This is a genomic window from Nocardia amikacinitolerans NBRC 108937, assembly GCF_001612615.1.
GTDB classification, from domain to species: domain Bacteria; phylum Actinomycetota; class Actinomycetes; order Mycobacteriales; family Mycobacteriaceae; genus Nocardia; species Nocardia amikacinitolerans.
Genome location: NZ_BDAU01000021.1, coordinates 61,790 through 79,303, shown reverse-complemented (window position 1 = coordinate 79,303; position 17,514 = coordinate 61,790). Strand labels below are relative to the sequence as shown.

Below are 17,514 nucleotides of genomic sequence, written 5' to 3'. Positions count from 1 at the left end.
ATGGCCGCACCAAAGACGGAGGTGCGGTCCGCCCGAACTCCGGGCACGGCCGCAGCGGAGGTACGCCCCGCAGACCTTCACCGCCCACAGCGAAGGCGGAGGTAGGCCCTTTAATCCACTTCGGGCACGACCCGCTCGTGCGCGGTCAGCAACACGTGATCGAACCTGGTGCGCAGACCCGCCCGGTCGGCGTCGATGTCCCGCGCGTCGAGCACCAGCTGCTGCGCGAGATCGCGAAGCTTGGTGTTGGTGTGCTGGGAACGCCAGCGCAGGATCGCGAAGGCCTGGTCGGCGGAGACGGCGTAGACGAGGGAGAGCACGCCTTTGGCCTGTTCGATCGCCGCCCGCGACTCGATCAGCTCGGGCAGCACGTCCTCGATGACGTCCTTGCGTTCGCCCTCGAGCGCATCGGTGAGATCGATGTAATACCCGGCCGTGCCGATGACGGCGCCGTTCTCGTCGGTCTGGTAATCGCCGATGACGATGACCGGATGCTCCCGGCCTTCGGTATCGATGATGCGATGCCTGCTGCAGAACGGTTCGCCGGTGTCCACCACCTTGGCGATCGCCGATTCGACCAGCTCGCGGTCGTCGGGATGTTTGTGCGAGAGCAGCAACGCGGTCGTCGGTTCCACCGCGCCCGGCTTGTAGCCGTACATGCGGGCGACCTCGTCGGACCACTCCCATCGCTGGTCCGCGAAGAAGAAACGGAACTCTCCCGCGTTCGCGCACGACTCGACGCCGATCACACTGCCGAGCGCGCCGATCGCACGCGGGCTCAGTTCGCTGCCCTCTATCACCTGTCCAGTATCCAGGTGGTAGCAAGCGAGCGCGGGACTAAGCCCCGGAATCAGGCGGTGAGCGGAAGCCGCATCGCCACAGTGGTCCCACCTTCCCCGGTGGTCACATCTACCTCGGGAATCACCGCGCGGATGATGGCCAGCCCGCGGCCGCGCACCGACCTCGCCTGCGGGTCGGGCGGCTTCCAGCGGCCGTGATCGGCGACTGTGACATTCAACTCGGCGCCGGTGTAGAAGGCGCGCACGCGCACGGTGCCGCCGTCGCCGCGGTGGCCGTGCTCGACCGCGTTGGTGCAGGCCTCCCCGACCGCGAGCAGCACGTCGTAGGCGCGCTCGGCGCCGATGCCGCACTGCTCCAGCCAGTCCTGAAGAGCGTGCCTGACCTGGGCCAAACGATCGGCGGTCGCCGGAAAGTCCAGCTCCAACGGTCTCGGCGGCGTTCGAAGCCGAAGTGAGCGGGACGTGGTCACCTCGCTGCCTCCCTGCAACGTCCATGTCGATTGCCTTCTCGCCCAGAGCAATACCCATTCGCGCACCGGGCAAGCCCGATCACCCGGTATGAGGTGGCCGATAGTGGTGTCCGTCTCGGTATTTCGACGCGGCGATTACGACAGCCGCGATCGGGTAAGTTGACTCGAGAGACGCTCACAGCCTTGTCACGCCCCGCGTGGCGAGGCTCGATGCTGCAGAGGTGGGAAAGTGGCGAATTGCGAGCTGGGAGGTCGGCGGTGAGCGGCGAGGGCGCGTCCAAGGTTCTCGACGTGCGGGTGCGCGAGGACGGCGACATGGCCGTCGTCACCGTGCACGGCGAGGTCGACATGGCTTCCGCGCCGCAGCTGCAGGCCGCCCTGGAAGACGCTCAGCGCGGCGGGAAGTCGCTGGTCATCGACATGTTGGAGGTCGGTTTCCTCGGCTCGGCGGGATTGAGCGTGCTGCTCGTCGCCTCCGAGGCGCAGCCTGCCCGGCTGCGCGTCGTCGCCTCCGACGCGGTGCGCCGCCCGATCGAACTCACCGCGCTCGACGAGCTGCTCTCGGTGTTCCCCTCGCTGGACGCCGCCCTCGCCGCGGACGAGAGCAGCACCCCGAGCTGAGCCCGCCTCGAGGGCGCTGCCGTACGAAGTCCGTCCCGGCCGCCGCGAAGCCTAACGCTGCCGCGGCAACCGGACGACCTGCACGAAGAACTCGTCGATCTGCTTGATCGCGGCCACGAACTGGTCGAGGTCCACCGGCTTGGTCACGTACGCGTTGGCGTGCAGTTTGTAGCTGCGCAGAATGTCTTCCTCGGCGGCCGAGGTGGTCAGCACGACGACCGGGATGTGCGTCAGGTCCGGATCGGCCTTGATCTTCTCCAGCACCTGCCTGCCGTCGTATTTCGGCAGGTTCAGGTCGAGCAGGATCAGATCGGGTCGCGGCGCGTCGGCGAACTCGCCCTGCCGGTACAGGAAGTCGAGCGCCTCCTGCCCGTCGTGCGCGACGTGCAGCGTGTTGCCGATCTTGTTGTCCTCGAATGCCTCCCGGGTCATCAACTCGTCGCCGGGATCGTCCTCGACGAGCAGGATGTCGATCGGCCTGCCGGGAAAGGTCATACGTTGGCTCCTTCGGTGATCGGGCTGGACTCCGTGCTCGCGGGTTCGACGGCCTGGAGGGTGAAGCAGAGGCGGGTGCCGTCGCGATGATCGGTATCGATCCAGATTCTGCCGCCGTGATATTCGACGATCTTCTTGCAGACGGCCAAACCGATTCCGGTGCCGCTGTATTCGTCGCGGCCGTGCAGGCGCTGGAAGATGACGAACACCTTCTCGGCGAATTCCGGTGCGATGCCGATGCCGTTGTCGGTCACCGAGAACTGCCAGCCCTCGGCCTCTTCCGCGGCGCGCTCGCAGTCGATGCGCACCACCGGCGAGAGGTCGGGCTTGCGGAACTTGATGGCGTTGCCGACGAGGTTCTGCCACAACATCGTCAACAGGGTCGGCTCGCCGAGGATCTCGGGTAGTTCGTCCGGTAGTTCGATGGTCGCGCCGGTCTCCTCGATGGCCGACGACAGGTTGGTGAGCGCCTTCTGCAACGGCTGGTCGAGCCCGGTCGGCTGGATGCCCTCGCTGATCCGGCCGACGCGGGAGAAGGTCAGCAGATCGTTGATCAGCACCTGCATGCGCTTGGCGCCGTCGACCGCGAAGTCGATGTACTGCTTGCCGCGTTCGTCCAGCTCCGAGCCGTAGCGCTTCTCCAGCAGCTGGCAGAACGAGGCGACCTTGCGCAGCGGCTCCTGCAAGTCGTGCGAGGCGACGTAGGCGAACTGCTCCAGCTCGGCGTTCGAGCGGCGCAGTTCCTCGGCTTGGAGGTCGAGGTCGGCCTTCTGCTGCTCCAGCAGCGCCTGCTGGGTACGGGAGGCGCTCAGCTCGGCGACGATCCTGCGGCGCATGTCCTCGACGGCCTCGGCGACGAGGGCGAGGTCGGCGGGACCGTGCGCGTCGATGCGATGGTCGAATTCGCCGTCGGCGACCCGCTTGGACGACTCGGTGAGCTGGCCGAGCGGGCGCGCGACCAGTCGCCGGATCAGCACGAGCAGCACCACACCGGTCAGCAGGGAGGTGGCGATCAAGCCGGCGAGCACCGCGTTGCGCACCGTGCGCGACTGCGCGAGTTCCTCGTTGCCCTTCGCGACCTCGCCCGCGATGTTGTCGCTCTGCGTGGCGGAGGCGGCGCGCACCTGATCGAAGATGGTCTTGCCGCGCAATGCCGCCGTGGTCTCGACCGGACGCGTGGTGCCGGAGGTCACCGTCGCGGCGAGCGGGTCGGCGTACTCCTCGCGCCACCGCGCCGCCGCCCGCTCCACCATTTCGAGATCGGCGATCCGGTCCGGTCGGTCGGCGAGCAGCTCGCGCAGCCGCGCCGCCGCGCGCTCCTGTTCCCGTTTGCCTTCGTCGAACGGTTCGAGGAAGCGCGGGTCGGCGGCGATGGCGTAACCGCGCAGGCCGGTTTCCTGGTTCACCAGCGCGCTTTCCAGGCGGTACGCCTCGGCGGCCGCCGGCATGGTCTGGCTGAGCAGCCGGTCGGTGACCTGGTTGGTGTGCGCGATGACCTGCCAGCCCGCGATCGCGCCGACGATCACCACAAGGACCATCACGGCGAGCACGAGCTGGAACCAGCCCTGCGCGGTCAGTCTGCCCACGGTCGTTCTCGTCATCGGTCTCGCCTCCCGTCTGCTGCCCAGCGCAGATACAAGATCGCCACGTCGTCGTCCAAACCGCCTGCGGCGCCCGCCAATTCCTCGACCCGGCGGATCAGCTCGTCGACGAACGGTTCGGTCCGTTCGGCGGGCACCGTGCCCGCCAATTCGAGCAGGCCCTGTTCACCGAGTCGCTGCGCACCAGCGCCGACGCGGCCCTCGAAGAGGCCGTCGGTGAACAGCAGCAAGCCGGCGTCGTCCGGCAGTTCGACCTCGTGACTCGACCATTGGGCGCGCCCTGGCAGAAAGCCGAGCGCGGGTCCGCCGGGCACCTCGAGCCAATGCAACTCCTCGCCGCGCTGGCGCAGCATGCCTGGGTGCCCGGCGCGCCAGACGTGCACTCGGCGGGTCCGCGGATCGAGGACGAGGCTGGTCGCGGTCGCGAAGGTCTGCCGGTCGGTGCGCTCGGCGAGCAGTACCTGCTCCAGCAGTCGCAACTGCCGCAGACCGGTGACGCCGCTGAGAACCAATGTGCGCCAAGCCAATCGCAACGCGACGCCGGTGGCGGCGGCGTCGGGACCGTGCCCGGAAACGTCGCCGATGACGGCGTGCACCGTGCCGTCCTCGCCCTGGACCACGTCGTAGAAGTCGCCGCCGAGCAGCGAATGGGCGCGACCGGGGCGATAGCGCGAGACCACCTCGACGGTCCGGTCCGGACCGAGCAGTGGTGTCGGCAGCAGGCCGCGCTCCAGTCGGGCGTTCTCCTGGGCCCGCATCTGGCTGGCCTGCAGAGCCGCGCTCGTGCGTTCGGCGTGCTTGCGCTGGATCGCGTAACGCACGGCGCGAACGAACAATTCGGGTTCGACGCGACCCTTCACCAGGTAGTCCTGCGCGCCGGAGGCGACCGCGTCCAAGCCGGTGCGCTCCTGATCGAGGCCCGTCATCACCACGACGGCGACCTGATCGTTGTACGCGCGGATCCTGGCAAGCGCCTCCAGGCCCTGGGCGTCGGGGAGGTGCAGATCGAGCAGTACGCAATCGGGGACCGAAACGCGCAGCCGCTCACCCGCTTCGGCCAGCGTCCGAACCCACTCCAGGCGCAGACCTTGCGCCGCGTCGGCGACGAGTTCCTCGACGAGCAGGGCATCGCCGGGGTCGTCCTCGACCAGCAGCATCGTCGATTCCCGGTCCAACCACCCCGAATCGACAGCGACATCAGCATCGTGGGTGCGCAACGACACCACGGCCTCCGATCACGACGAACATGGCGCTACCCCTCGGGGCACGCCGACATACTCAGCGGCCGTTTGCTGGACCGAGAGGCAGGAGTGATCGTAGCCGATCTTGGGCGCGTGGCGCGGCACACACCGGACGCCCCTGCGATGGATTGATGTCGAATATGTACGACCGAAAGGAGTGGAAGAGCGGATGACGGGATTCGAACCCGCGACCCTCACCTTGGCAAGGTGATGCGCTACCAGCTGCGCTACATCCGCGTGCACCGCGTGGCGACCCGAGGGTGCGTTGCCGTGCGAGGTGCAACTCTAGTCGCCGGGTGCGGGTGATTCAAAATCGGCCGTCCTCACCCGGGTTGGGTCGAAGGCGTGAGGTGGTGATCGAGGTCGCCGGTGCGCGGCGGAACGCATCGCGCGGCTACCTCCCGGCCGCCACCCCGTGCCAGGTGACGGCCTGACGTGCGCGGGTCAGTCGGCGCGACTCGCGCGGCGGGCCGCCTTCTCCGCCGCTTCGGCGGCGTCCATGGCGTCGGCCTGCTCCAGGGTCGGCGCGCTGCCGCCGAGGCGCGCGGGCACCCAGTAGGCGCCTGGCTCGTGCTCGTAGCCGTCCTGCACCTCGAGCAGCATCCGCCGCATGGTGGCGCGGAGCTCGGCGGTGAGGTCGGCGGCGGGCTCGTAGGGCTGGATGGGCTCGCCAACCATGATGGAGATGGGAGTGTTGGTGCGGCCCAAGCGTTTCGGGAAACCCTTGGTCCAGACGCGCTGCGCGCCCCAGATGACGATCGGAACGATCGGCACGCCCGCCTCGATGGCCATTCGCGCCGCGCCCGACTTGAACTCCTTGATCTCGAAGCTGCGGCTGATGGTCGCCTCGGGGTAGACGCCGACCAGTTCCCCGCGCCGCAGGTAGTCCACCGCTGCCTTGTAGGAGTCGGCGCCCGCCGCCCGGTCGACCGGAATGTGCTTGAGCGCCCGCATGATCGGGCCGGAGATGTTGTTGTCGAAGACTTCCTTCTTCGCCATGAACCGGACGTAGCGCTTGGGTTTGCGCACCGGCAGACCGGCGTAGGTGAAGTCCAGGTAGCCGGTGTGGTTGACCGCGATGACGGCACCACCGGTCGGCGGAATGTGTTCAGCGCCCTTGACGGTGAACTTCAGACCTTGCACGAAGAAGACGGTCCGGGCCAGCCCGATGATCGTCCGGTAGACGGGTTCCACAATTCCGCTAGCGTAGTCGCAGACTTTCCCATCCGGCAGCCGCGACGCCCGCCGGATCCGGGATCCGCACCGATCGCGCCTAGAAAGAGGATCGTCGAAGTGGAACGCGCCCGACCGCTGCCGTGCGGCGACCGGACCATCAGGAACACAGCATCGAGCGAGAGTTCCCCGACAACATCCGACCCGGGCAGACGCTCCAGTACCGCGCGATCCCTCGCCGCGCTCGCACTCGGCGGCGCACTTCTGTTGAGCGCGTGCGATTCCGTCTCGGGCATCCCCGGCGACGATCCCGCGCCCGCGAAAGCGCTGACGACCCCACCCGCCGCCGTCCCGTCCGCCGCACCCAGCACCGCGGCGACCAGCACCCTCCCCCCGCCGCCCGCCGACGCCCCCGAGGTCGGCGCGGTGGCCGGCGTGCCGGAGGCGGCGACCGCGCTGCGGCGCTGGGCCGCCGACCTGGAGTCCGGCACCATCGCCGAACTCCAGGAGAAGTGCTGGACCATGGCGCCGGGCAACGTGGCCGACATGTACGAGGACAAGCAGACCATCCTCGCCACCATCGCCCAGCCCGGCACCGCCACGGCGAAGACCGTCACGTGGAAGGGCCGGTCCGCCACCGTCACCGTCGAGCGCGGCGCGATCGAAACCGGCTACGCCTGCCCGCGTGTGTTCCCGGCGGGCGCCGAGATCGGCCCCAACGACGCAGACGCCCGCCACACGGTGCGCCGCTACCTGGCTCGCTTCGTCGGCGAACCGCTCGACCCGGCCGACAAGGAAGGCGACTACCCGCTGATCTGCAAGGCCACCCCCGCCGAATGGGATCCGAGCGGCACCGGAAGCCCCACTGCGCCGCCGCTGGCGAACAACCCGGGCAAGTTGACCGGCGTGACCGACTTCGCAGGTCAGCAGATCTTCTCGGATCGCATCGGCTCCGGCTACCTCACCGTGGAGGTGCCGGTCACCAACTCCTCCGGCGTCACCAAGACGCGCACGTTCACGCTGGCCGAGGGTGACGAGGGCTACTGCATCGGCGACGTCTCGCCGTAGCGGGCACCGTGAGCGTCGTCATGGGAATGCAGCTATTAACCTGGGTGGCTGGCAACGCCCAGCAGGCGTAGGAGGAACAGCTAGTGCAGATCACCAGCGTCGGACACGCCGGATTCCACATTCGAACCGCGGCGGGATCGATCCTTTGCGATCCCTGGGTCAACCCCGCGTACTTCGCTTCGTGGGTCCCGTTTCCCGACAACACCCAGCTCGACTGGGCCGAGCTGGGCAATTGCGACTTCCTCTATGTCTCGCATCTGCACCGCGACCACTTCGACGCGAAGCACCTGGCCGAGCACGTCAACAAGGACGCGACCGTGCTGCTGCCGGACTACCCCGTGCCTGACCTGCGCCGCGAGCTGGAGAAGCTGGGCTTTCACAGGTTCGTGGAGACCGAGGACTCGGTCAAGCACACGGTGACCGGTCCCGGCGGCGAGCTGGACATCATGATCATCGCGTTGCGCGCGCCCGCCGACGGACCGATCGGCGACTCGGGTCTGGTCGTCTCCGACGGTGAGACGGTCTGCTTCAACATGAACGACGCCCGCCCGGTGGACATGGACGTGCTGCACGACGCGTTCGGCCACGTCGACATCCACCTGCTCCAGTACTCGGGCGCCATCTGGTACCCGATGGTGTACGACATCCCGTCCCGCACCAAGTCGAACTTCGGCAAGCAGAAGCGCCAGCGCGGCATGGACCGGGCGCGCAGCTACATCGAACAGGTCGGCGCGACCTGGGTGGTGCCGTCGGCGGGCCCGCCGGTGTTCCTCGATCCGGAGCTGCGCTACCTCAACGACGACCGCGGCGACGAGGGCAACATCTTCCCTGACCAGATGGTGTTCCTGGAGCAGATGGAGATCCACGGCAACGAGGGCGGGATCCTGATGATCCCCGGCTCGGTCGCCGACGTGCGCGGCAAGGAACTGTCGCTGACCCACCCGTTCGACCCCGCCGAGATCTACGCCGACAAGGCGGGCTACATCGAGCGGATGGCCGAACGTCTCGCCCCCGTGCTGGAGGCCGAGAAGGCGTCGTGGGCGACCGGCGACGGTTCGCTGCTCGAGCCGCTGCGAAAGCTGTTCGAGCCGATCATGGCGCAGAGCGATCTGATCTGCGACGGCATCGGCTACCCCGTCGGCCTGGTGATCGGCGACGAGACAGTGGTGCTCGACTTCCCGAAGCGAGCCGTGCGCGCACCCATCGAGGGTGAGGGCAAGTACCGCTACGGCTTCCGCATCGCGCCGGAGCTGGTGCGCACGGTGCTGCGCGACAACGAGCCCGACTGGGTGAACACCATCTTCCTGTCCACCCGGTTCCAGGCCTGGCGCATCGGCGGCTACAACGAGTTCCTCTACACCTTCTTCAAGTGCCTCACCGACGAGCGCATCGCCTACGCCGACGGCTGGTTCGCCGAGGCGCACGACGACTCGGCCTCGACCGAACTCGCGGGCTGGGAAGTGCAGCGGCGCTGCCCGCACCTGAAGGCCGATCTGTCGAAGTTCGGTGTGGTGGAGGGCAACACCCTCACCTGCAACCTGCACGGCTGGCAGTGGGATCTGGAGTCGGGCCGGTGCAAGACGTCCAAGGGGCACGAGCTGCGGTCGCGCAAGCTCTGAATCGGGTTTTCGACGGGCCCCGGCCGGTGGTCGTCGACCGGGGCCCGCTGCGAACAACTTCGCTGATCAGCGGATCTCTCGGGTCAGCCTGGACGACCACGGACACCAGAAGCAGCCGGGTAGGAAGGCGCCGCACGCCTCGTCCAGGTGGTCGTCGACGTAGACGATGCTCGCGTCGCAGACCTCGATCGCCACGGTGAAGAAGGTGATCGTGTCGGGGTCCAGGTGGAAGTTCCAGCCCGGGTTGTAGTCGGCCGGGGTCTTCCTGATCCGGCCCATGACGTGGGTCGACATCGTCTCCTGGCCGGACAGGATCCGGCGCGCTTCCTCGATGCGCTGCTCGTTGGTCAGCCGGATGATGAATTCTTTGCCCGAGTAATCGGTGAATGCGAAGTCCGCCATGACATCTCCCTGCCGATTGATTGGATGGGGGGTCGCGCGCGGTTCTGCATCGATGCTCTCCGATCCTATCCATGGGCGAGGGCCGTTGTTCGCGAAATTCAGTGCGCGACAATCGATTTGGACCTGCGGTTGGTTTCGTTCGCGGGAAACCTGCCGGGCGGGTCAGCTCCGGCCGTTGGCGGCGGCGCGCTGGCCGTTGCTTCGAGAGGAAAGCTGAGCGCGGACGGATTTCCTGGCGATAATCAGCTCGCGGGTCGCGATAGCTCCGCGCGCGACGGGCGCGGCGACCCGTCCGTCGGCGTCGATCAGCACGGCCGACGGTGTACCGCGGACGCGGTATCGCAGCGCCGCCTCGTTGCCCTGCTGGACCAGCGACGGGATGTCGCCGAGACCCTGTTCGACGCCCCACGCGGCCTGCTCGGCGGCGTCACCGTTCCCGACGACCACGATGGTCAGCGCGGTGCGCGCCTGCCAGCGCGGCAGCTCGCGCGCGAGGGCGGCGCACAGCTCGCAGCCGGGATGCACGAAGACCAGGAGCACCGGCCGCCCTGCCGCGAGCAGGTCCGCGAGGTTCGTGCGCTCGCCCGCGACGTCCAGCAACTCGAACTCCGGCGCGACCGAGCCGACCGGCAGGCCCTCGGCGCCCAACGTGGACAGCGCCTGCTCGTCCAGCCGACGGCGCAGCGCTCCGACTTGGCCGACCAGCCACGCGATCGCAGCGCACAGCACCGCGACGAGCGCGAGGCCGATCGCGGCATCGGCGGGCAGCGGTTCCGGCACCGACGGATAGGCGATCGCGCCCCACAGCACCAGCGCGGCGAGCAGCATCAGCACGCCGTTGCGCACGATGCTGCGCCCACCGATCGGCGTCGCGCTGGCCGCGCCGAAGCACGAGCACGCCGGACGTTTCCCGAGCCGCAGCAGGCGGACGATGACCGCGGTGAACACCGTCAGCAGGAGCAGCACGCCGATCGCCGCCGCGGCGGCCGTCCACGGCAGGACGACGCCCACCGCGAGCACCGCCTCGACGACCGGCAGCCCCCACGCCACGGCGGGCACCCACCGCACCGGCACGCCGAAGTCGCCCACCGCCTGCGGCGTCCCGGCGCGATCGGTCAGTTTTCCCCAGGCCGACAACCCGAACACCACGGCGAGCGCCAACCGCGTAACCCACACCCCGTATTCGATCAGCATGGGCCGCACCCTCCCACATCAGCGGTTATTCGAAAACGGAATCGCCGGAAGAGTGTTCGAGGTGTTGCGGAGAGTCGGTCACGACGCCCAGGTTCGGCTGGACGGCCTGGCGAGCCGATCGAAGGTCACCTTCGACACCTCGGACCCGGTGGCGGTCACCTTCGGTCCATCGGGTCGCCGCCGGGCGGGCGATTGCGACCGGCAGCTTTCAGCCCGCCGACCGAGGCCGGGAGTTTTCTGGGCCGCTGCTTCGCGGCGAGGACGACCGCCGCAAGCAGCCGAGGATCGACCACGGTCACGGCGGCGGGCCGACTGGCCGATGAACTTTCGGCCGCCTTCAGCCCGTGGACCTGGATTTCGCCGGGGCCGACAGTTCTCCCGGCCGCTGCCTCGCGGCGAGGGCGACCGCCGCCAAGGTGAGCAGGCAGCCAAGGATCGACCACAGTCACGGCGGCGGGCCGACCGGACGACGAACGTTCGACAGCCTTCAGCCCGTGGACCTGGATTTCGCCGGGGCCGACAGTTCTCCCGGCCGCTGCCTCGCGGCGAGGGCGACCGCCGCGAAGGTGAGCAGGCAGCCGAGGACCGACCAGGGTGAGAGGGGCGGGCCGGTGGGGGCGAGGAGGTCGAGGGTGATGGCGGCGGCGAGTTGGCCGGCGACCGAGGTGAGGCCGAGGAGGAGTACGCCGATCCAGCGGACCGTGAGGGCGGCGAGGGCGATGAAGGCGACGCCGATCGCGCCGCCGAGGTAGAGCCACGGTTCGGTGGGGAATTCGCCGAGGCCGCTGATGCCGATCAGCAGGGCGGACTCGATGACCAACAGGGCGAGCAGGCCGACGGCGAAATTCACCAGGGCGGCCGAGAACGATCCGCCGACCGCGCCGACCCGTCCGTTCACGGCCTGCTGCCAGGCCAAGCCGATGCCCGCCAGCGCGGGCAACGCGATGAGCAGCGCGGACGGGACCGCGCGCAGCGACTCGGGCAGGGCGAGGGCGCCCGGCGTCGCACCCGAGCGGTCGGCGACGGCGACGAAGACCGCGCCGACGGCCAGCACCGCGCCACCGACCCGCAGCGCGGTGACCGGGGTCGCGCCGCTGGGCGCCAGACCGAGCCGGTCGACGACCAGACTGCTCGCCAACTGCCCGGCGACGACGGCGACGGTGAACGCGGTGACGCCGATCGCCGCCACGGTCAGACCCTGGCACGCCACGAAGAACGCGCCGAACAACCCGCCCAGCAGCTGCCACCAGCGCAACGTCCGATCGCCGAGCGCCGCCCGCACGTCACCGAGCCCCGCGCGCAGCCGGGCACTGAGCAGGAACGCGACGGCGAGCAGCAGCAACCCGGTACCGAAACTGACCGTGGCGGCGGCGATCCCATCGTGCAGCCGGACCCCGAGCGCCCCGTTGACCCGCGCCTGCACCGCGACCCCAGCCCCGATGCAGAACCCGCACCCCAACCCCAGCCTCGTCCGCCCGCTCATTTCCGCACCGTACCCGCTGGCTGACGAGCCGCCGCGGGACCGCTGCGCGGCTGCCTGCCGCACCAGCCCGCACGCGATGCCCGACGCCGACGCAAGATCCCGCCCCACAGTCCCCTGCGCCCGGACACCGGCCGCCCCACGACCGATACGTGCGAGTCGTGCACTCCGCCACACCGTATGCGGAGTCCCACACGCCGACGCCCGCGCTTACGGCGCCCAAGTGCCAGCAGGGACACGCGCAGCACCGCCCCTGGTCGCAATGCTGACAGGACCGAGGCATGCGGTGGCAGAGGGCGGGTTACACCGCGAGCAGCGCAACGCCCGATCGCCGCCTCCGGACCACTGCGCGCGGTTGCCTGACGCATCAGCCCACATGCGATGCCGACGCCAACGCAAGAACGGCGACACCCGCGCCTACGAGGCAACGAACGCGCCCAACCGCGAACGCCTGCGGCCCGTCGAGTACCGCCGCTGGCACACCGCGCGAACCCCTGGGCTCACCCGGCGCGCAGTGCCTCGCGGTCGGTGGCGAAACGGTCGTGTCTTGCGTAGGTGCGGTCGCCGCCGTTGCGGGCGATCGAGCCGCGGACGAGGCGGGTGCGGACGCGGGCGCCGACGTTCTCGTGCAGCCGGGTGGCGCCGGGGATGACTCGACGCGGGACTTCCAGCGCGCCATTGAGCACGGCCGTGGCCAGCACGGCGGACTGGAAGAAGCGGCTGTCGGGCAGGCCGAGGAAGTCGGCGTTGGTGCGGCCGAGCACGATTCGGCTGTAGGCGACCATGTACTGGGTGAGCAGGTGGCGGATCGCGCGTTGCGCCGGGGTGCGGTCGCCGACGAACAGTCCGCCCGCGGCGGGGATCAGCGCCTGGGCGAGGCGCTGGGAGTCCTCGTCGGGGATGAACTCGGTGTCGGCCAGGATCCAGAAGGAACGCCAGGTGTCGGTCTCGCAGGTCGGCAGGATCTGCGGGTCGATGCCGAGCAGGAAGCCGATGTAGCGCCACAGCTGGAAGACGGCGTCCTTCTCCTGAGCGGAGAACCGCAGACCGAGCGCCTGCGCGCCGACCAGGTTCGCCATCGAGAACAGGCCGAGGGTTCCGACGGTGAGCACCTGGTTGACCGGCTGATCCCAGGCCGCGTAATCCCAGTCCGGACGGCGGTTCATGCCCGAGCGCACCAGCGCGTGCATCAGCCGCACCCGCAGCACGCTCTGATAGCCGGCCCCGTTGCGTTCCAACGAGCCGGGCGTCGTGACGTCGAGCCACCACTGGGTGGTCTCGGCGAGCCTGCGTGGCGCCATCGCGTCCAGATCGCCGGTGCCGACCAGAGTCTTGTCCGCGCGGGACGCGAGATACCCGCCCATCAGCGCGAACATCCCCATCGCGATGCCACCCCATACGCTGGTCCGGCCGACGACCCGCGCCCCGCGCTCGATCTTGGTCCGGTCCAGCCAGTACGGCTCGGCCTCCACCTGCTCGAAGAACGCGCGCAGCTCTTTCGGCGCGTCGGGCACCGCGGCGATGCCGTGCACCAGGGCGGTCTCGAACATCCGGCGCCCCTCGCCGACCGGCAGCCGCTGGATCATCGCCACCACGTCGTCCGCGAGGGGATCGCCGACCTGGGCGAACCGGCGGAAGGAATCCCGCTGCGCCGCGGTGCAGCGCAGATCGCCCGGGGCGAGCACCGGCACCGCGTACTTGAAGGGGAACTCGGTGAACAGCTTCGGAGTCGGCAGGAACTTCCGGTTGTCATGCGCCATTGCATTGCACCCATCACTTCGAGGTTCGCGCCGCTTGCAGCGCGTTCTGAGTAGACCGTCCCACAAATCGACATATCTGGCAATATGCTCTGCCAGATATGGGCGAACTACCCGCTCCGACTGCGAGACGGAACTCGCGAAGAGTCGTCACAGGTCGGCAGCATTGCCACGGCGGCAACGCCGGAGCATGCGGGCGGAACGCGCGAGCGCCCAGTTCATAGGAACGCGCCGATCACCGCTGTCCCGCCGCGGATCGCACCACCGGCCGCGGCAACCAAGCGGGGGTCAGCGCGGCGATCGCCAACATGACCAGGCCGAGCAGCGCCAAGGTCGTCGCCATCGAAAACCGGATCGTCGCCAGCGCGACGAACCCGAAGATCACCAGCGACACCACCTCCGAGAGCAGGCCGGACACCGACGTCACGGTCGCGCGAGCCGGTCCCTCGATCGCGTCCTGCAACCGCGATTCGGCGACCACCTCCGCGTTGAGCACAACGCCGTAGCCGATGCCGATCGCGGTGAAACCGATGCCGGTCAGCAGGTACACGGCGTCCGGACGATCGGCGGCCAGTCCCGAGATCAGGGAGCCGCCGATGAACAGCAGGCCGCCCACGCCGACGGCCAGCGCGATGGTGCGTGCGGACAAGCGCGCCGTGCGGCCCGCGAGCAGCGAGCCGGTGAGCGAACCGACCACGGTGAGCCCGACCAACAGCGGCACCACCACGGTCGGCGCGCCCGCGGACTGGGCGAGCAGCGCGAAGTACTCGTCGTAGGCGGTGATGCCGAACAGCAGCGCACCGAGCAGCACGCCGTTGCGTACCCGGCGCACCCGGACCGCCTCGCCGACGCCGGTGCGCAGCATCGTGAGATAGCGGGCGAGGACGCCGCGGCTACCACCGGCGCGGGCCGCCGCGCGTCCGTCGACCGGCACCACGGGATGACCCGGCACCGCCGCGACCACGCCCGGCACGGCGGCACCCACGTCGGCCGCGTCCTCGTCGATGTCCTCGACCGACGCCGCCTTGGGCGCGCTCGGCAGCGACACCGCGACGAGCACGTGCCACGCCGCGATCGCCACGCTGGACCAGCCGACCAGCGCGTACCCGCCCACCGCGTACAGCGGCGTCGCGGCCAGGATCGCCACGACAACCGCGCCTTCCGCCGCCGCGCGGGCGTAACCCATGATGCGCGGATAGACGGCGGGTTCACCCCTGGCGACCAGGTCGTCGTAGATCAGCGCCTCGAACGTGCCCGACTCCAGCGCGCTGGACACACCCCACAGCACGAAGCCGATCGCGAAGCCCGGATAGGACGGCGCGACGGTCCACAAAGTGAACGCGCCCAGCACCAGCACGCCGCTGAGAATCAGCAAGCCGCGCCGGGACACCGTGTCGGCCCAGGCGCCCGATGGCACCTCCAGGACGAACGCGGTGATCGACCACAGTGCGAGCAGCGAGGAGATCTGCGCGGTGTTCAGGCCGTGTTCGGCGAACAGCAGCGCGTACAGCGCGTAGAGCGGGATGAGGTCGCGCGATCCCTTGAACAGCACCGCACGCGCGGTGAGACCACGGACACCGTGATCACGACCCCGTCGCGTCGAGGGTGCGCGAGAAGCTCAATAACCGTTGATGATCAAGCGCATGTCCTTCAGCTTCGACGCAGGGCCGCGTCCGCGTCAAGCGATTTTCGCCGACTCAGCCCAGCGGAAGCCAGCCGTTCGCCGCGGGCATCGGATCGTCGCCGATCTCCCGACCGGCGAAACCGGAACCGACCCGCCCCTGCCCCTCGTTCAGGTCGTTGATCAGCTCCGCGACCGGATGCGAATCGCTGTAGTGGTATCCCTGGGCGAGCGCGAAACCGAGCTCGGTCAGCACCGCCGCCTGGTACTCGGTCTCCACGCCCTCGGCGATGACCTGGAGGTCGAGCGCGCTGCTGAGCGCGGCGATCACGCCGAGCAGCGGCGGGGCCGGGGAATCCGAGCGAATGGCCGCTACGAAGGACTGGTCCACCTTGATGATGTCGCTCGGCAGGGTGGCGAGGCGGCTGAGCGAGGAGTAGCCGGTGCCGAAGTCGTCGATCGCGATGCGCACGCCCCGGTCCCGCAGGGTGTGCAGATTCGCGATGGCGGTCTGGGATTCGGCGGCAAGTTCGCTCTCGGTCACCTCGAGCACCAGTTGGTCGGCGGGCCATCCGGTGCTGGCGAGAATGTCGGAAACCCGGTCGGCGTAACCCGTTTCGGCCAGTTCAAGCCCGCTGACGTTGACGTTGAGCGTCAGATCCAGCTGCGCGAAGGTCTCCTGCAAGCGGGCCGCGTCGGCGCAGGCGCGGCGCAGCACGAGTTCGTCCAGATCGGAGATGAGGTCGTATTCCTCCGCGACCCGGATCAGCCCCTCGGTGGTCACGTCCGGCTGCGCGCTGGACGACCAGCGCAGCAGCGCCTCGACGCCGACCGCCTTGCCGCCGCCCTCGGTCAGGCTGACGATCGGCTGGTAGTGCACGTCCAGCGCGCCGCGGTCGATGGCCTCGCGGAGTTCGACGGCGAGCGGCAGCTGCCTGGAGGACTCCAGCACGGTCCGGTTGCGACCGGCCTGCTTCGCCCGGTACAGACCGACGTCGGCCCGGCTCACCAGCAGCGAGCCGGACTCGCCGGGCTGCCACGACGTGACACCCGCCGAGCAGCCGGTGGTGACGGCGGCGCGCAACTGCTCGGTGAGCAGGATCGCGGCCTGTTCGGTGGTGTTCGGCAGCAGCAGCGCGAAGGCGTCGCCGCCGTAGCGGGCCAGCCGCTGTTCCTCGGACAGCAGCTTGGACCAGGTGTCGGCCACGCGCTGCAAGACCGCGTCGCCCGCGCGGTGGCCGAGGTGATCGTTGATCTTCTGGAAACGGTCGAGGTCGACGAGCACCAGCGACAGACTCTGCCCGTTGCGGGTGGCCTGCTCGATCGCGGTGTTCAGCGCGCGGTCGAAACCGCGGCGGTTCAGCAGACCGGTGAGCACGTCGATATCGGCTTCCGAAGCCATCCTGGTCAGGATGCCCACGACGACGCCGACGCCGAACGTCACGCCCGCCGGGATCAGACCGGACCACCACGGCAGGTCGCGCGCGGGCAGCACCCACAGGCACAAGGCCATGGCGAAGGCGATGTGCGCGGCCGCCTGCGACCACCGGAAGAACAGGGCCGCGTCGCAGGCGACGAAGACGTAGAACGAGGCGAGGCTGATCCCGCCGACGGTGTTCGGGAACGAATGCACGGCGATCGTCACCAGCACGGTCGCGATCGCCACGTAGCCGTGGTGGATGGAATGCGGAAGGCGCGGACCCCACGCGAGCAGCGTCAGACCCAGCACCAGCGCGATCGCCGCCGCCGTACCGACCAGTGGCCGATTACCCTCATCGCCCGGTGCGATGGCCGTGATCACCAGGCCAAGCACACCACCCATGACGTAGAACGCCCCGGTGGTTCGAGCCATGACCATTGCCGTCGCCAGCGCCGATGCCGCCCGTACCCGGGTTCGGGTATCGCCGCGCGCCCCGATTCCTCGCACGGGGAACAGCCTAGACACAACGCATCTCACTGGTTGCCACATCCC

The 17,514-nt window shown here is 69.2% G+C and carries 15 protein-coding genes and 1 tRNA gene; 3 read left to right on the top strand and 13 right to left on the bottom strand.

Features of this window, described 5'->3' with window-relative positions; translation table 11 throughout:
- Positions 1 to 110: 110 nt before the first annotated feature.
- Positions 111 to 800 carry a PAS and ANTAR domain-containing protein gene (locus tag NAM01S_RS17535; RefSeq protein ID WP_084483024.1) on the bottom strand — a complete coding sequence of 230 codons (690 nt, stop codon included), beginning with the start codon at positions 798 to 800 and terminating at the stop codon, positions 111 to 113.
- Between the two features lie 50 nt (positions 801 to 850).
- Positions 851 to 1,270: an ATP-binding protein gene (locus NAM01S_RS17530; RefSeq protein ID WP_169810866.1), complete on the bottom strand. Its 420-nt coding sequence runs from the start codon at positions 1,268 to 1,270 to the stop codon at positions 851 to 853.
- A 258-nt stretch (positions 1,271 to 1,528) separates the two neighbouring features.
- Between NAM01S_RS17530 and NAM01S_RS17525 the strand changes: the two genes are divergently transcribed.
- Complete coding sequence (locus NAM01S_RS17525) at positions 1,529 to 1,891, top strand: STAS domain-containing protein (RefSeq protein WP_084483022.1); 363 nt, start codon at positions 1,529 to 1,531, stop codon at positions 1,889 to 1,891.
- Between the two features lie 51 nt (positions 1,892 to 1,942).
- Here the strand turns inward: NAM01S_RS17525 and NAM01S_RS17520 are convergent, their stop codons facing one another.
- The 5 genes from NAM01S_RS17520 to NAM01S_RS17500 all read right to left on the bottom strand — a co-directional run bounded on the left by NAM01S_RS17520 (position 1,943) and on the right by NAM01S_RS17500 (position 6,422).
- On the bottom strand, positions 1,943 to 2,386 hold the full coding sequence (locus NAM01S_RS17520) for a response regulator (protein WP_067786539.1): 444 nt from the start codon (positions 2,384 to 2,386) through the stop codon (positions 1,943 to 1,945).
- Positions 2,383 to 3,987 (bottom strand): sensor histidine kinase, encoded by a 1,605-nt coding sequence (locus NAM01S_RS17515; protein ID WP_157107775.1) that lies wholly within the window; start codon positions 3,985 to 3,987, stop codon positions 2,383 to 2,385. Before NAM01S_RS17515 ends, NAM01S_RS17520 begins: the two co-directional genes overlap by 4 nt.
- Positions 3,984 to 5,144: a PP2C family protein-serine/threonine phosphatase gene (locus NAM01S_RS17510; RefSeq protein WP_084483035.1), complete on the bottom strand. Its 1,161-nt coding sequence runs from the start codon at positions 5,142 to 5,144 to the stop codon at positions 3,984 to 3,986. The genes NAM01S_RS17515 and NAM01S_RS17510 overlap by 4 nt, the downstream gene beginning before the upstream one ends.
- A gap of 248 nt (positions 5,145 to 5,392) precedes the next feature.
- Positions 5,393 to 5,465, bottom strand: a tRNA-Gly gene (locus NAM01S_RS17505).
- Between the two features lie 207 nt (positions 5,466 to 5,672).
- A complete protein-coding gene (locus tag NAM01S_RS17500) occupies positions 5,673 to 6,422 on the bottom strand; it encodes a lysophospholipid acyltransferase family protein (RefSeq protein ID WP_067786533.1) in 750 nt (249 codons plus the stop codon).
- 246 nt (positions 6,423 to 6,668) lie between these two features.
- Between NAM01S_RS17500 and NAM01S_RS17495 the strand changes: the two genes are divergently transcribed.
- Together NAM01S_RS17495 and NAM01S_RS17490 are read left to right on the top strand one after the other, a co-directional pair.
- Positions 6,669 to 7,469, top strand: a complete 801-nt coding sequence (locus tag NAM01S_RS17495; RefSeq protein ID WP_253798925.1) for a hypothetical protein — start codon at positions 6,669 to 6,671, stop codon at positions 7,467 to 7,469.
- Between the two features lie 83 nt (positions 7,470 to 7,552).
- Positions 7,553 to 9,088 (top strand): Rieske 2Fe-2S domain-containing protein, encoded by a 1,536-nt coding sequence (locus NAM01S_RS17490; RefSeq protein ID WP_067786531.1) that lies wholly within the window; start codon positions 7,553 to 7,555, stop codon positions 9,086 to 9,088.
- A gap of 66 nt (positions 9,089 to 9,154) precedes the next feature.
- On the opposite strand, the gene NAM01S_RS17485 is transcribed toward NAM01S_RS17490, so the two are convergent.
- The 6 genes from NAM01S_RS17485 to NAM01S_RS17460 form a co-directional block, all read right to left on the bottom strand.
- Entirely contained in the window at positions 9,155 to 9,490 is a 336-nt protein-coding gene (locus NAM01S_RS17485) for a BP74-related protein (protein ID WP_067786529.1), read from the bottom strand.
- 162 nt (positions 9,491 to 9,652) lie between these two features.
- Complete coding sequence (locus NAM01S_RS17480) at positions 9,653 to 10,684, bottom strand: MauE/DoxX family redox-associated membrane protein (RefSeq protein ID WP_067786527.1); 1,032 nt, start codon at positions 10,682 to 10,684, stop codon at positions 9,653 to 9,655.
- 487 nt (positions 10,685 to 11,171) lie between these two features.
- On the bottom strand, positions 11,172 to 12,167 hold the full coding sequence (locus NAM01S_RS17475) for a DMT family transporter (RefSeq protein WP_067786525.1): 996 nt from the start codon (positions 12,165 to 12,167) through the stop codon (positions 11,172 to 11,174).
- Between the two features lie 497 nt (positions 12,168 to 12,664).
- Entirely contained in the window at positions 12,665 to 13,924 is a 1,260-nt protein-coding gene (locus NAM01S_RS17470) for an oxygenase MpaB family protein (RefSeq protein WP_067786523.1), read from the bottom strand.
- 232 nt (positions 13,925 to 14,156) lie between these two features.
- Positions 14,157 to 15,473 (bottom strand): MFS transporter, encoded by a 1,317-nt coding sequence (locus NAM01S_RS17465; protein ID WP_067786520.1) that lies wholly within the window; start codon positions 15,471 to 15,473, stop codon positions 14,157 to 14,159.
- Between the two features lie 145 nt (positions 15,474 to 15,618).
- Positions 15,619 to 17,394 carry a putative bifunctional diguanylate cyclase/phosphodiesterase gene (locus NAM01S_RS17460; protein WP_253798927.1) on the bottom strand — a complete coding sequence of 592 codons (1,776 nt, stop codon included), beginning with the start codon at positions 17,392 to 17,394 and terminating at the stop codon, positions 15,619 to 15,621.
- Between the last annotated feature and the right edge of the window lie 120 nt (positions 17,395 to 17,514).

Bases quoted from the DNA above. Each gene is read 5' to 3' on its own strand.
- NAM01S_RS17520 (WP_067786539.1), bottom strand. From the start codon at position 2,386: ATGACCTTTCCCGGCAGGCCGATCGACATCCTGCTCGTCGAGGACGAT.
- NAM01S_RS17485 (WP_067786529.1), bottom strand. From the start codon at position 9,490: ATGGCGGACTTCGCATTCACCGATTACTCGGGCAAAGAATTCATCATC.
- NAM01S_RS17475 (WP_067786525.1), bottom strand. From the start codon at position 12,167: ATGAGCGGGCGGACGAGGCTGGGGTTGGGGTGCGGGTTCTGCATCGGG.
- NAM01S_RS17460 (WP_253798927.1), bottom strand. From the start codon at position 17,394: ATGGCTCGAACCACCGGGGCGTTCTACGTCATGGGTGGTGTGCTTGGC.
- NAM01S_RS17470 (WP_067786523.1), bottom strand. From the start codon at position 13,924: ATGGCGCATGACAACCGGAAGTTCCTGCCGACTCCGAAGCTGTTCACC.
- NAM01S_RS17515 (WP_157107775.1), bottom strand. From the start codon at position 3,987: ATGACGAGAACGACCGTGGGCAGACTGACCGCGCAGGGCTGGTTCCAG.
- NAM01S_RS17510 (WP_084483035.1), bottom strand. From the start codon at position 5,144: ATGCTGCTGGTCGAGGACGACCCCGGCGATGCCCTGCTCGTCGAGGAA.
- NAM01S_RS17480 (WP_067786527.1), bottom strand. From the start codon at position 10,684: ATGCTGATCGAATACGGGGTGTGGGTTACGCGGTTGGCGCTCGCCGTG.